Annotated in this window: 15 protein-coding genes and 1 pseudogene; 3 read left to right on the top strand and 13 right to left on the bottom strand. The window is 71.0% G+C overall.

Features of this window, described 5'->3' with window-relative positions:
* The 7 genes from AC1DXV_RS23585 to AC1DXV_RS23555 form a co-directional block, all read right to left on the bottom strand.
* Window positions 1-380: hypothetical protein (locus AC1DXV_RS23585; protein ID WP_477935812.1), on the bottom strand; the 380-nt coding region annotated here is incomplete at its 3' end.
* 186 nt (window positions 381-566) lie between these two features.
* Window positions 567-1,298 (bottom strand): lysophospholipid acyltransferase family protein, encoded by a 732-nt coding sequence (locus AC1DXV_RS23580; protein ID WP_477867482.1) that lies wholly within the window; start codon window positions 1,296-1,298, stop codon window positions 567-569.
* A gap of 4 nt (window positions 1,299-1,302) precedes the next feature.
* Entirely contained in the window at window positions 1,303-2,607 is a 1,305-nt protein-coding gene (locus AC1DXV_RS23575) for a dihydroorotase (protein ID WP_477935810.1), read from the bottom strand.
* Window positions 2,604-3,566 carry an aspartate carbamoyltransferase catalytic subunit gene (locus AC1DXV_RS23570; protein WP_073462103.1) on the bottom strand — a complete coding sequence of 321 codons (963 nt, stop codon included), beginning with the start codon at window positions 3,564-3,566 and terminating at the stop codon, window positions 2,604-2,606. The genes AC1DXV_RS23575 and AC1DXV_RS23570 overlap by 4 nt, the downstream gene beginning before the upstream one ends.
* A complete protein-coding gene (gene pyrR, locus AC1DXV_RS23565) occupies window positions 3,566-4,066 on the bottom strand; it encodes a bifunctional pyr operon transcriptional regulator/uracil phosphoribosyltransferase PyrR (RefSeq protein ID WP_047499677.1) in 501 nt (166 codons plus the stop codon). The genes AC1DXV_RS23570 and pyrR overlap by 1 nt, the downstream gene beginning before the upstream one ends.
* A 22-nt stretch (window positions 4,067-4,088) precedes the next feature.
* Window positions 4,089-4,502: a Holliday junction resolvase RuvX gene (gene ruvX / locus AC1DXV_RS23560; protein ID WP_477867476.1), complete on the bottom strand. Its 414-nt coding sequence runs from the start codon at window positions 4,500-4,502 to the stop codon at window positions 4,089-4,091.
* On the bottom strand, window positions 4,495-5,082 hold the full coding sequence (locus tag AC1DXV_RS23555; RefSeq protein WP_477935808.1) for a YqgE/AlgH family protein: 588 nt from the start codon (window positions 5,080-5,082) through the stop codon (window positions 4,495-4,497). Before AC1DXV_RS23555 ends, ruvX begins: the two co-directional genes overlap by 8 nt.
* Window positions 5,083-5,115: 33 nt before the next feature.
* Here AC1DXV_RS23555 and AC1DXV_RS23550 point away from each other — a divergent pair, with 33 nt between their 5' ends.
* Window positions 5,116-6,588: a cryptochrome/photolyase family protein gene (locus tag AC1DXV_RS23550; protein WP_477867472.1), complete on the top strand. Its 1,473-nt coding sequence runs from the start codon at window positions 5,116-5,118 to the stop codon at window positions 6,586-6,588.
* Here AC1DXV_RS23550 and AC1DXV_RS23545 read toward each other — a convergent pair.
* Window positions 6,567-6,929, bottom strand: coding sequence for a hypothetical protein (locus AC1DXV_RS23545; RefSeq protein ID WP_477867470.1), 363 nt, complete (start codon window positions 6,927-6,929; stop codon window positions 6,567-6,569). The two genes, AC1DXV_RS23550 and AC1DXV_RS23545, sit on opposite strands and share 22 nt — an antisense overlap.
* A 137-nt stretch (window positions 6,930-7,066) precedes the next feature.
* Window positions 7,067-7,417: a cupin domain-containing protein gene (locus AC1DXV_RS23540; RefSeq protein ID WP_465114137.1), complete on the bottom strand. Its 351-nt coding sequence runs from the start codon at window positions 7,415-7,417 to the stop codon at window positions 7,067-7,069.
* A gap of 75 nt (window positions 7,418-7,492) precedes the next feature.
* Here AC1DXV_RS23540 and AC1DXV_RS23535 point away from each other — a divergent pair, with 75 nt between their 5' ends.
* Window positions 7,493-8,425 (top strand): AraC family transcriptional regulator, encoded by a 933-nt coding sequence (locus tag AC1DXV_RS23535; protein WP_477870236.1) that lies wholly within the window; start codon window positions 7,493-7,495, stop codon window positions 8,423-8,425.
* On the opposite strand, the gene AC1DXV_RS23530 is transcribed toward AC1DXV_RS23535, so the two are convergent.
* From AC1DXV_RS23530 to AC1DXV_RS23520, 3 genes are all read right to left on the bottom strand, one after another.
* Window positions 8,347-8,769 (bottom strand): nuclear transport factor 2 family protein, encoded by a 423-nt coding sequence (locus tag AC1DXV_RS23530; RefSeq protein WP_477870234.1) that lies wholly within the window; start codon window positions 8,767-8,769, stop codon window positions 8,347-8,349. The two genes, AC1DXV_RS23535 and AC1DXV_RS23530, sit on opposite strands and share 79 nt — an antisense overlap.
* Before the next feature lie 71 nt (window positions 8,770-8,840).
* Entirely contained in the window at window positions 8,841-9,305 is a 465-nt protein-coding gene (locus tag AC1DXV_RS23525) for a MerR family transcriptional regulator (protein ID WP_477870232.1), read from the bottom strand.
* Window positions 9,306-9,308: 3 nt separating this feature from the next.
* Complete coding sequence (locus AC1DXV_RS23520) at window positions 9,309-10,475, bottom strand: GGDEF domain-containing protein (RefSeq protein ID WP_477870230.1); 1,167 nt, start codon at window positions 10,473-10,475, stop codon at window positions 9,309-9,311.
* Window positions 10,476-10,574: 99 nt separating this feature from the next.
* Between AC1DXV_RS23520 and AC1DXV_RS23515 the strand changes: the two genes are divergently transcribed.
* Entirely contained in the window at window positions 10,575-12,485 is a 1,911-nt protein-coding gene (locus AC1DXV_RS23515) for a M61 family metallopeptidase (RefSeq protein ID WP_477935805.1), read from the top strand.
* Here AC1DXV_RS23515 and AC1DXV_RS23510 read toward each other — a convergent pair.
* A pseudogene (locus AC1DXV_RS23510) lies at window positions 12,486-12,813 on the bottom strand (TetR/AcrR family transcriptional regulator); the annotation flags it as partial.

The following is a 12,813-nucleotide window of genomic DNA, read 5'->3' as shown; positions in this document are numbered from 1 at the left end:
GTCATCACCCAGGGGCCGCGGGTTTCGTAGGTGCCGCCCAGGATGTTGTCGGAGTGATGAATCTCKTCGCSGTRGCGGGWRTCGAYGACCTGRCGSAWGCGGAAGTGCACGCCGTCGGTCTCATGGTCGAGGTAGGTGCACTCGCGGATCGTGTAGTCGTCCGGCGCATTGCGCACCGACGAGCAATCGGTGCCGTTCCAGCCCTCCATGAGCCCGATCATGTAGCTCACGGACGCAGGCACCGAGTCGAACCAGACAAGGGTCGAAAAGTTGTAGCTCGCCTTGTACTGCGTGATCGGTTGCGCTGCAACCGACTCGACCCACCACAGGCACGCTTGCGCCATCAGCAGCATCAGCGCTGCCATCTTCCTGCGCTTCACGGAACGCTCCTCGTCTCGCCTCGACATCGGTGAACACCTGCGGTGTTTGACCGACTACCTGTGCTCGCGGCGAATCCTCTGGAGGAACTGCATCGACGCGGCCGGCGGATTAGACGTGAACGAAATGACCGCGGCAAGACTCGCCAGCCGCTGGAATCGTTGCCGCGCCGCGGATTTGACACTTGTTCACTTTTCCAGCGCCCCCACGATCCCCGCCCGCACCGCCTCCGACAACTCCCGCCGCTGCGCATGCGCCGAGTAATGCGCCGGCAGCACCGTCACCTGCGCCGTCAACCCCTCGGCCCTCACCACCCACCACAGCGATTGCAGCAGGCTGGTGTCGCCGATGTAGGCCGCGGCCGGGCTCACCGGCTGCGTCGCGTCGGCATAGCGCAGCGCGAGCGGCTGCACCGGCACGCCGGTGGTGATCGCTGCCTGCAGCAGGTTGGCGTGGAACGGCAGCACGCCATGCCCGTCGCTGGTCGTGCCCTCCGGAAAAACCGCGATCACGTGCCCCTCCTGCAGCGCCTGCGCCACCTGGTGCACCACGCGCATCGCGTCGCGCTTGCGCTCGCGCTCGATGAACAGCGTGCCGCCGCAGGCCGTCAGCCAGCCGATCACCGGCCAGCGACGGATGTCGGCCTTCGACACGAAGCGCGCCGTGTGCGCCGCATTGATCGCGAGGATGTCGATCCACGACACGTGGTTGGCGACGATCATCACCGGCGCCGCATGCACCTCGCCCCGCACCACGACACGGATGCCCAGCACCCGCAGCATCGCCGCACACCACGGCCCGACGCGCCTCACGCGCCGTGCAGGGCTCAAGAACGGAAAGATGAACGCGCAGATCAGCACCCCGCGCACCACGTGCGCGAGGCAGGCCACGATGCGCCAGACGGCGCGCAGCGTCCGCACGGCCTCAGCGGGCCGTCGGGGCTTCGAACGCCACCTGCCCGGCCACGATGGTCGCGGCCACGCGGCCCGGCAGCTCGTAGCCGGCAAACGGCGAATGCCGGCCCTGGCTGCGGAACTTCGCCGGCTCCACCGTCCAGCGCGCCGCCGGGTCGAACAGGCACAGGTCGGCCACGCCGCCTTGCACCAGCCGCCCCGCGCTCGAGCCGAGCGAGCCCAGGCTCTCGCCCAGCACGCGCACCGGGTCGCAGGTCAGGCGCGCCAGCGTCTTGGCCAGCGGCAGGCCCTGCTCGTCACCCCACTTCAGCGCCAGGCTCAGCAGCAGCTCCAGCCCGGTCGAGCCCGGCTCGGCCTCGGCGAACGGCAGGTTCTTGTTGTCCTCGTCGACCGGCGTGTGGTCGCTGACCAGCGCATCCACCGTGCCGTCAGCCAGCCCGGCGCGGATCGCGTCGCGGTCGCGCTGCTGGCGCAGCGGCGGCGTCAGGCGCATCGCGGCGTTGAAGTAGCCGATGTCGATGTCGGTCAGGTGCAGGTGATTGGCGCTCACGTCGCAGGTGACGGGCAGGCCTTCGTCCTTGGCGCGCCGCACCAGCGCGATGCCGGCCGCGCTGCTCAGGCGGCACAGGTGCACGCGCGCACCGGTGACGCGCATCAGCTCGAAGATCACGTGCAGCGCGATCGTCTCGGCGATCACCGGCACGCCCGACAAGCCGAGCCGCGTCGCCAGCGCGCCGCTCGCAGCCACGCCCTTGCCCAGGTGCGCATCCTGCGGCCGCAGCCACACGGTGTAGCCGAAGGTGGACGCGTACTGCATCGAGCGCTGCAGCACCAGCGTGTCGGTCAGCGGCGCATCGGCCTGCGAGAAGCCGACGCAGCCGGCCTCCGTCAGCTCGGCCATCTCGGTGATCGCCTCGCCGGCCAGCCCGCGCGTCAGCGCACCCAGCGGGTACAGGTGCGCGTGGTTCAGGTTGCGCGCACGGAACTTCAGCATCTCGACCAGGCCCGGCTCGTCGAGCGGCGGGTCGGTGTCGGGCGGGCACACCAGGCTCGTGACGCCGCCGGCCACCGCCGCGGCCATCTCCGATTCGAGCATGCCCTCGTRCTCGTGCCCCGGCTCGCGCAGCCGCGCCGCCAGGTCGACCAGGCCCGGCGCCACCACCAGCCCGCCCGCATCGATCGTGCGGCTGGCGTGGAAATCGGCGCTCACGCTGCCGATCGACACGATGCGGCCGGCCGCGATCGCGAGGTCGCCGGTCTGGTCCATGCCCGAGGCCGGGTCGATCAGCCGGCCGTTCTTGATCAGGAGTTTCATGCGTTGTTTCCGGCGATGGTGGACATCACGGCCATGCGCACCGCGATGCCGAAGGTGACCTGCGGCAGGATCACGCTCTGCTTGCCGTCGGCCACCGACGAATCGATCTCGACGCCGCGGTTGATCGGCCCCGGGTGCATCACGATCGCATCGGGCTTGGCGAGCGCGAGCTTCTCGTCGGTGAGCCCGTAGTTCTTGAAGAACTCGCCGGCGCTCGGCAGCATCGCGCCGCTCATGCGCTCGTTCTGCAGGCGCAGCATGATGATCACGTCGGCGCCGCGGATGCCCTCGGCCATGTCGTGGCACACCCGCACGCCCATCTCGTTCAGGTCGCCCGGCACCAGCGTCTTCGGGCCGACCGCGCGGATCTCGGGCACGCCCAGCGTGGTCAGCGCATGGATGTCGGAGCGCGCCACGCGCGAGTGCAGGATGTCGCCGACGATCGCCACCGTCAGGTTGCTGAAATCCTTCTTGAAGTGCCGGATCGTGTACATGTCCAGCAGCCCCTGCGTCGGGTGCGCATGGCGGCCGTCACCGGCGTTCACCACGTGCACGTGCGGCGCGCAGTGCTGCGCGATCAGGTAGGGCGCGCCGCTCTCGCCGTGCCGCACGACGAACATGTCGGCATGCATCGCCGACAGGTTGGCGATGGTGTCGAGCAGGCTCTCGCCCTTGGCCGCGCTCGATTTCGCGATGTCGAGGTTGATCACGTCGGCCGACAGCCGCTTGGCGGCGATCTCGAAGGTGGTGCGGGTGCGCGTGCTGTTCTCGAAGAACAGGTTGAACACGCTCTTGCCGCGCAGCAGCGGCACCTTCTTCACGTCGCGATCATTGACGCTCAGGAAGGTGCCTGCGGTGTCGAGGATGTGGTGGATCACCGCGCGCGGCAGGCCCTCGATCGAGAGCAGGTGAATGAGTTCACCGTGCGCGTTGAGTTGCGGGTTTCGCTTCGAGAGCATCAGCTGCCTTCCTGGATGTCGAAGGTGAATCGGCCGTCGTCGTCGCGTGCGAGACGAAGGCGTTGCTCGCGCGGCAGCGTGATGCGCGCCGCCGAGTAGGCCGGTTGGATCGGGAGCTCGCGCCCGCCGCGGTCGACCAGCACCGCGAGCGTCACGCTGGCCGGGCGGCCGAAATCGAACAGTTCGTTGATCACCGCGCGCGTCGTGCGGCCGGTGTAGAGCACGTCGTCGATCAGCAGGATCGGGCGGCCGTCGACCTCGAACGGCAGCCGCGTCGGGTCGGCGCTCGACATGCCGCGCGACGCGAAGTCGTCGCGGTGCAGCGCGCTGGAGATCACGCCGATCTCGCCCGGCAGCTTCAGCTGCGCGTGCAGCCGCTCGGCCAGCCAGGCACCGCCCGACCAGATGCCCACCAGCACGGTGTCGGGTTGCAGCAGGTTGCGCACGACGGCTTGCAGGTCGGTGTACAACGCCTCGGCGTCGAGAAGCAGTGTGCCCATCAGGTGGTCCTGTCGGTGGAGTTCAAGTCGGTGGAGGCCAAGGGAGGGCTCGCAGGTATTGCTCCAGGATGATGGCCGCCGACGCCGCATCGACGTCGCTCGCCCCCATCGCATGGGCCTCGGTGGTGGTGTAGCGCTCGTCGACCTCGTGCACCGGCAGCCGGAAGCGGCCGTGCAGCTGGCGGGCGAAGCGCTGCGCGCGGACGGTGTTCTCGTGCGGCGCGCCGTCGGGGTGCACCGGCACGCCGACCACCAGCGCGCTGGGCTGCCATTCGGCGATCAGCTTGCCGAGCGCCGCAAAGCGCGCATCGCCGACCGCCGCCACGGTGCGCAGCGGCGTCGCGGTGCGCGTCACGGTGTTGCCGGTGGCCACGCCGACGCGCAGCGTGCCGAAATCGAAAGCCAGGAACGAGCGGGGGGCAGCGGCCTCATGCATGCCCCGCCTCTTGCGAGAGCATGCGCGGGTCGATCCCCAGCAGCGACAGCGCCTTGTCGTAGCGCTGCTCGACCGGCGTGTCGAAGATGATGCCGGGCTCGGCACCGACGTTGATCCAGCCGTTGCGGCCGATCTCTTCCTCGAGCTGGCCGGCGCTCCAGCCGCTGTAGCCGAGCGTGACGAGGATTTTCTTCGGGCCGGCGCCGTGCGACAGCGCCTCGAGCACATCCTTGCTGGTGGTCATCTCGAGCCCGCCGGGAATCTGCAGCGACGAGTTGTAGTGCCCGCCCTCGCCCCCTTCGCCACCCAGCCGCTCGTGCAGCACGAAGCCGCGCTCGGTCTGCACCGGGCCGCCGAAGTAGACCGGCACGTCGGCGAGATCCGCGCGGTCGAGGGTCAGCTCGACCTTCTCGAACAGGTTCTTCAGCTTGATGTCGATCGGTTTGTTGATCACCAGGCCGAGCGCGCCCTTCTCGGTGTGCTCGCACAGGTAGATCACCGCGCCGGCGAAGGTGTCGTCGGCCATGCCCGGCATGGCGATCAGGAACTGGTTCGTCAGGTTGATGGTCGCGGCAGGCATCGGGGCATTTTATGACTGCGGCACACTCGCCCGATGGAAAAGGTTACAGAGCCGTCACTGGACGCCGCGCTGGTGTGGTTCCGGCGCGATCTGCGGGCCGAGGACCACGCCGCGCTGTTCCATGCGCTGAAGGTCGCCCGCAAGGTCTACTGCGGGTTCATCCTCGACCGCGAGATCCTCGATGCGCTGCCGCGCGCCGACCGGCGGGTGGAGTTCATCCGCGACAGCCTGGCCGCGCTCGACGCCCGGCTGCGCGCGCTGGCGCCTGGCGCCGCCGGCCTGCTGGTGCGCCACGGTTTCGCAGCCGACGAACTGCCGCGCCTGGCCCGGGCCCTGCACGTGCAGGCGGTGTACGCGAACCACGACGACGAACCGGCCGCGCTGGCCCGCGACGCCCGGGTGCGCGGCGCGCTGGCCGACCTGGGCATCGCGCTGCACACCGGCAAGGACCATGTGGTGTTCGAGCGCAGCGAGCTGCTGACCGGCAGCGGCAAGGCCTACAGCGTGTTCACGCCATACAGGAACGCCTGGCTGCGCAAGCTGGAGCCGTTCTACGTCAGCGCGTACCCGGTGGAACGCTACGCGCACCGGCTGGCGCCGCCGGCGGAAGATGTCGCGGGCGACATCCCGTCACTGGCCGACATCGGCTTCGAGCCGACCAACCTGCACGAGTTGCACCAGGGCACGGGCGAGGCCGGCGCGCGGGCGCTGCTCGACGACTTCCTGCCGCGCATCGAGCGCTATGGCGAGGCGCGCGACTTCCCGGCGGTGAAGGGGCCGAGCTACCTGTCGATGCACCTGCGCTTCGGCACCGTCTCGATCCGCACGCTGGCGCGCGAGGCCGCGCAGCGCATGCACCACGGCTCGGCCGGAGCGGCGGTGTGGCTGTCGGAACTGGTGTGGCGCGATTTCTACCACCAGGTGCTGCACCATCACCCGCGGGTGGTCGGCGCGAGCTTCAAGCCCGAGTACGACGCCATCAAGTGGGAGCACGGCAAGCACGCGCAGGCGCTGTTCGCGGCGTGGTGCGAGGGCCGCACCGGCTACCCGTTGGTCGATGCCGCGATGGCGCAGATCAACCAGACCGGCTACATGCACAACCGGCTGCGCATGGTGACGGCCAGCTTCCTGACCAAGGACCTCGGCATCGACTGGCGCTGGGGCGAGCGCTACTTTGCGCAGCACCTGAACGACTACGACCTGGCGGCCAACAACGGCGGCTGGCAGTGGGCGGCCTCGACGGGGTGCGACGCGCAGCCGTACTTCCGCATCTTCAACCCGGTGAGCCAGAGCGAGAAGTTCGACGCCGCGGGCAAGTTCATCCGGCGCTACCTGCCGGCGCTGGCACGGCTGTCGGACAAGGCGATCCACGCGCCATGGCTGGCGCGGCCGATCGAGCTCGCCGAAGCCGGCGTGCGGCTCGGCGACACCTACCCGCTGCCGGTCGTGATGCACGACGAGGCACGCGCGCGGACGCTCGAGCGCTACGCGGTGGTGAAAGGCTGATCGTCCGGGTCTTCGTCGGCGTCGTCGGGCGCGTCGCGCCCCCGCGAATCGCCCTGGCCGGTGTGTCGACGGCGCCCGCCACGCGATGCACCGGTCGCACGCGTGACGCCGCCCTTCGTCCGGGAGGTGGAGGGCGCCGCGCCCACGGAGCCTCCGTCGTCCCCCGGTGGATCCCCGCCGGTCACGTCCGCCAGCGCGTCGATCCCCTGCCCGTCCGAGCCGTCGAATCCCGCCGTCCCCAGCGTCACCCGGGCGCCGCCGCGGCACATCGACACCTTCCGCAGCAGGTAGGCCTGGCGGTCGGGCGCGGCGATCAGCGGCTCGATCAGGCCCAGCTGCACCGCGGCATTTCCAACAGGGGCGACTCCCACGGCGCGACTTTCACGGAGGATTGAAGACGAGCAGTGGGTGACCGCGCCGGCCCGGCGGTTCCGTCAGCGGCCCCGCGGCAGGTGCTTTGTCTGCCCGCCCCATGGCATCACAGCACGCGCCGCGGCGCCGCCGTCGCCGCATCGCCGCTGTTCGGCGTGCCGGTCGGCTCGATCAGCAACATGTGCACTTCTTCCTCGGCCCACGGCCGGTGCTGCACGCCGCGCGGCACGACGAACATCTGGCCCGGGCCGAGCGTGACCGTCCCGTCCGGCAGGTCGATGTGCAGCCGGCCCTTCAGCACGAGGAAGAAGTCGTCGGTGTCGGGGTGGGCGTGCCAGCGGTACTCGCCGTTCACCTTCACCACCATCACGTCGTGGCCGTTGTACTCGGCCACGGTGCGCGGGGCCCAGTGGTCGCTGAAGAGTTCGAGCTTGCCGTGCAGGTCGATCGCGTTCATGGAAATCCTGGCATCGAGAGTGGAACTGCACGCAGTCTGCCGCCGCGTGCGGCACCGGTCTTGTACGCTTGTCACATGTCGACCACGCCTTCCGGCGACGCCAACGCCTCGAGTTCTTCGGATTGGGCCCGCTTCCAGCCGGGTGCCACGCCCGAGGTCACGCTGATGCGGGCGCATTTCACCGAGCATGTGTTCGAGCGGCACAGCCACGCGCAGTACGCGATCGGCGTCACGCACAGCGGGGTGCAGACCTTCCACTGCCGCGGCGCCGCCCACGCCAGCCTGCCGGGCGACCTGCTGCTGTTCAACCCCGACGAGGCCCACGACGGCCAGCGCGGCACCGACGAAGGCTTCGGCTATGCGATCCTCTACGTCGACCCGGCCGCGCTGCCGCGCCACCTGCAACGCGAGGCCGGCACGCTCGCCAGCGCCTTCTTCCGGCAGCCGGTGGTGCACGACCCGCCGTCCGCCGCGGCGCTGCAGCGCGCAATGGCGGCCATCGGCCAGCCGCAGGAATCGCTGCGCGGCGAGGCCCTCACCACCGACGTGCTGGTGCGCTTGCTGCAACGGCACGGCGAGACACCGGCGACCGACACCAGGCCGCTGGCCGCCGGTTCACGGCGCATGCTGCGCGTGCGCGACCACATCCGCGCCCATGCGTCGCGCGACCTGTCGGTGGCCGAGCTGGCGCGCGAGGCCGGGCTGTCGCGGGTGCACCTGAGCCGGGCCTTCGCCCAGCACTTCGGCGTGCCGCCGCACGTCTACCTGAACGCGGTGCGGCTGGAACACGCGAAGCGCCTGCTGCTGGCCGGCATCGCGCCCGCGCTCGCGGCACTGGACGCCGGCTTTGCGGACCAGAGCCACTTCAGCCGCCGCTTCAAGGGCGCGACCGGCCTGACGCCCGGCGGCTGGCTGCGCCAGATGCGCGGTCAGGCCGCGGCCGGCGGCGGCGCGAGCACCGCATCCACCAGCGCGGTGTCGAGGTACTCGACCACCTCCTTCAGCTGACCGGCGGCGAGCCTGAAGACGAAGCAGTAGCTGTTGTCGTACGGCTTGCCGGCCCGGGTGTCGACGCGGCCGCGGCACAGCACGACCACGTGCTCGCCTTCGGCGATGAAGCGCTCGGCGGTGTTGGTGTAGGTGCCTTCGAACTGCGCGAACAGGGGCGTGAGCAGTTGCTCGCGCACCGCCGGCTTGCCGCGCCAGGTGCCGGACCAGGCCGAGCTGCCGGTGATCGTCCAGCAGAAGTCGTCGGCCATCGCGTCGACCAGCGGCCGGCCGTTGCCGATGGCCAGCTGCTCGAAGATGCGCTGCAGCAGCAGCTTGTTGTCGAAAGAAGAGGAGGAGGCCATGGCGTTGACGGGGGAGTGGGTCATGCCGCCAGTGGGCGACCTGGAGCACGCTCTAGATCAAGCGATACCCGTCAGCGCTTGAGGGTCTTGGGCTTCGGGTCGGGCTTGCGGGGGCGCGGCAGCGGCCGGCCCTGCAGGTCCGTCGGCGGGCGCGCGCCCTGCGCCACCCAGTCGGCATAGAAGGCGAGCTTGCGGTCGAGCTCCTTCAGCGCCGCCTTCCATTCGGCGATCCGCGCCTCGACCTGCGCACGGTGCGCCGACAGCTGCTGCTGGCGCTGCGGCAGCGTGCGCCGGCCCTGCATCACGAGTGCCGTGTAGGCCCGCATCTGCGCGATCGACATGCCGGTGCTGCGCAGCCGCTCCATCAGTTCCAGCCAGCCGACGTGCCGCTCGCCATACAGGCGCCGGCCGGCCGCGTCACGCACCACGCCGGGCAGCAGCCCCTGCGCCTCGTACCAGCGGATCGCATGCACGCTGCGGCCGGTGCGCCCGGCCAGTTCGCCGATGCGCAGCTGCGGCGTCGGATCGGTGGCCATGGCTCAGGTTCCGCAGGCCGCCAGGTGCGACTGCACGCCGTCGCGGCCTGCCGTCTTCACGCGGTACAGCGCCTCGTCGGCCTGCGAGGCGGCGGGCTCCCAGCCGTCGAAGCGGTCGAAGCGGGCCGACACGCCGATGCTCGCGGTGCAACCGACCCGCTCGCTGCCGGCGGCCGCCGGCACCTGCAGGCGGCCGATGCTGCGGTGCAGCCGGTCGGCCAACGCGAGCGCGATCGCGGGGTCGGCGCCGACGCAGCCGATCAGGAACTCCTCGCCGCCGATGCGCGCGACGAAATCGCCGGCGCGCAGCTGCGACTGCAGTTCACGCGCCACGCCCTGCAACACCGCATCGCCGGTGGCATGGCCCAGCGTGTCGTTGATGCGCTTGAAGTGGTCGATGTCGACCAGCAGCAGCGTCAGCGGTGCGGCCTGGCGCTGATCGAAATGCTGCTTCAGCGCCTGCGCGAGGCCGTTGCGGTTGAACACGCCGGTCAGCGCGTCGCGGGTCGCCAGCTCGGCGAGCTGGCCGTTCAGGCGCAGCAGCATCATCCACACCAGCGTCAGCGCGGTGACCACCGCGGTGACCGACGCGTAGAGGTAGTAGCCCTGGGCCAGCGGGCCGTGGAAGGCGACCGGCATACCGTCGCGCGCGATGTGCGCACCGCGCAGCAGCGTCAGCGCCGACAGGCCGCCGACGATCCCGACCAGCAGCGCGAGCGGCGCGTGCAGCGGGGCGCTCTGCCGGGCGCGCTCTGCCGCGAGGATCCAGCCGATCTGCGCATACAGCAGGCCGATCATCGCGTTCAGCGCGACGTGCCGCGCCTGCGCGCCGCCGAGGGCGGCCGCGGCGACCTCGGTGCCGATCAGCAGCAGCGCCAGCACGCCGACGCGCCATGGCGGCACCGGCGCGCGGCCGACGAACTCGCGCACGCCATCGCCGAACAACAGCACCGCGAGCAGCATCACGCCGTCGGACACCAGGCCGAGCGCATCGACCCCCTGCAGCCCGGCCAGCAGGCGTGCCAGGTAGGCCGCGCCGAACAGGCCGCTCGCCAGCGCCCAGCGGCCCAGGCCCGGCGCCGCCGGCATGCGGCGCCACACGAGTGCCATCAGCCCGCCGCTGGCGATCAGGTGGATGGCGAGCATCAGGATGACGGTGGCGGGGTCCATGGGGGCGGGAACTGCGAGGGAGGATGGTCGAGATCAGTTTGTCACAGCGAACCGGCCGCCTTTTCGCGTATCGTTTTCGGTCCAACTCACAGGACCCCGATGAACCCGATCCTTCGCACCGCGGTGGCCGCCATCAGCCTGGCCACCCTCGTCCCGCTCGCTGCCGCGCAAACCCTGCCGGCATTGAGCGACGCGCCCTACCCGGGCGTGATCAGCCTCTCGGTGGATGCCACCGACCTCGATCGCAAGATCTTCCGCGTGCGCGAGACGATCCCCGTCGCGCCCGGCCCGCTCGCGCTGTACTACCCGCGCTGGCTGCCCGGCACGCATTCGCCCAGTGCCGCCCTCGCGCAGCTGAGCGGCCTGCAGGTCAGCGCCGGCGGCAAGCCCGTCGCCTGGGTGCGCGACGCCGTCGACAGCGCGGCCTTCCACATCGAGGTGCCGGCCGGGGCGACGGCACTCGAGATCGAGTTCCAGTTCCTGACGCCGCTCGAGCCCGGCAGCGAGCGCCAGGTCGTCACGCCCGACATGCTCGGCGTGCAGTGGAACGCCGTCGTGCTGTACCCGGCCGGCTACGCCGCCGCGAAGATCAGCGTGCAGCCCAGCCTGACGCTGCCGGCGGGCTGGCTGGCCGGCACCGCGCTGGAGCTGGCCTCGCAGAATGGCGCCAGCTTCTCCTTCAAGGCCACCGATCTCGACACGCTGGTCGACTCGCCGGTGTTCGCCGGCCGCCACCTGCAGCGCCTGGACCTCGACCCCGGCGCCAGCGCGGCCGGCCGCGCGCCGGTGTTCCTGAACGTGGTCGCCGACCGTGCGTCGCAGAACGTGATCAGCCCGGAGCAGCTCGCGGCGCACCGTGCGCTCGTCACGCAGGCCGACAAGGTGTTCGCGTCGCGCCACTTCACGCACTACGAGTTCCTGCTGGCGCTCAGCGAGCAGTTCGGCCACATCGGGCTGGAGCACCACCAGTCCAGCGAGAACGGCGTGAAGGCGGCCTACTTCACCGAGTGGGCCAAGGGCTCGACCGGGCGCGACCTGCTGCCGCACGAGTACACCCACTCGTGGAACGGCAAGTTCCGCCGCCCGGCCGACCTGTGGACGCCGCACTTCAACACGCCGATGCGCGACAGCCTGCTGTGGGTCTACGAAGGCCAGACGCAGTACTGGGGCGCCGTGCTGGCCGCGCGCTCCGGCCTGGTCAGCGCCGCCGATGCGCGCGCCGACCTGGCCGAGACCGCGGCCTGGCTCGACGCCCGCGCCGGCCGCGCCTGGCGCAGCCTGCAGGACACCACCAACGAGCCGCTGCTGTGGGCGACGCGCGGCCGCCGCGACTGGAGCTCGTGGCAGCGCAGCGCCGACTACTACGACGAGTCGCGGCTGATCTGGCTCGAGGCCGACATGCTGATCCGCGAGCGCTCGAACGGCAGGCGCTCGCTGGACGACTTCGCCCGCGCCTTCTTCGGTGCCGAGCCGAAGCGCGTGCAGCCGCTGACCTACACCTTCGACGACGTGGTGCGCGAGCTGACCCGCGTGCAGGCGTACGACTGGGCCGGCTTCCTGCGCCAGCGGCTGGACACGCACGACCGGCCGGCGCCGATGGCCGGCATCGCCGCATCGGGCTGGAAGCTCGGCTGGAGCGACAAGCCGAGCGAGCACTACAGCGCGAAGATGGGGGCGTACAAGGTCACCGACTTCAGCTACTCGCTCGGCTTCGACCTCGGCGAGGCCGCCAAGGTGCGCAACGTGAACTGGGGCAGCCCGGCCTTCGACGCCGGCATGGCACCCGGTGCGACGCTGCTGGCCGTGAACGGCCGGGCCTACACCGAAGACCTGCTGAAGGAGGYGGTGACCGCCGCGAAGAGCGGCGGGCCGATCGAGCTGCTGCTGAAGTCGGGCGACCTGTACCGCAGCGTGCGCATCGAGTGGCGCGGCGGGCTGCGCTACCCGACGCTGCAGCGCATCGACGGCACGCCGGACCGGCTGGCGGCGCTGTTCGCGCCGCTGCGCTGATCAGCCTGCCGGCGCGGCAGGCACCGCGCCGGCATCGCCCGCCAGGTCCGCCGCGACCGCCTGCAGGATCTCGGTCGACAAGGCCTCGTCGTCGACCGCGCGCGCCAGCACCTGCGCGCCGATCATCGCGGCATACGCGACGATCGCGCGCTCGCGGCGCCGCGCCTTGCGCCCGCCGACCAGCGCGCCGATGAAGTCGACCGCGCCGCGCACCCCCGCGGTGAACGCGGCCCGCAGCGCCGGCCCCTGGCGCGCCGCCTCGGCACCGAGCGCCGACACCGGGCAGCCGTCGCCGGGCTCGTCGCGGTGTTCGGTCGCGGTGTTCGGT

This window comes from Rhizobacter sp. P3_C12 (assembly GCF_056402735.1).
Note: the sequence above shows the minus strand (reverse complement) of the source record. Positions and strands in the feature narration are given on the sequence as shown.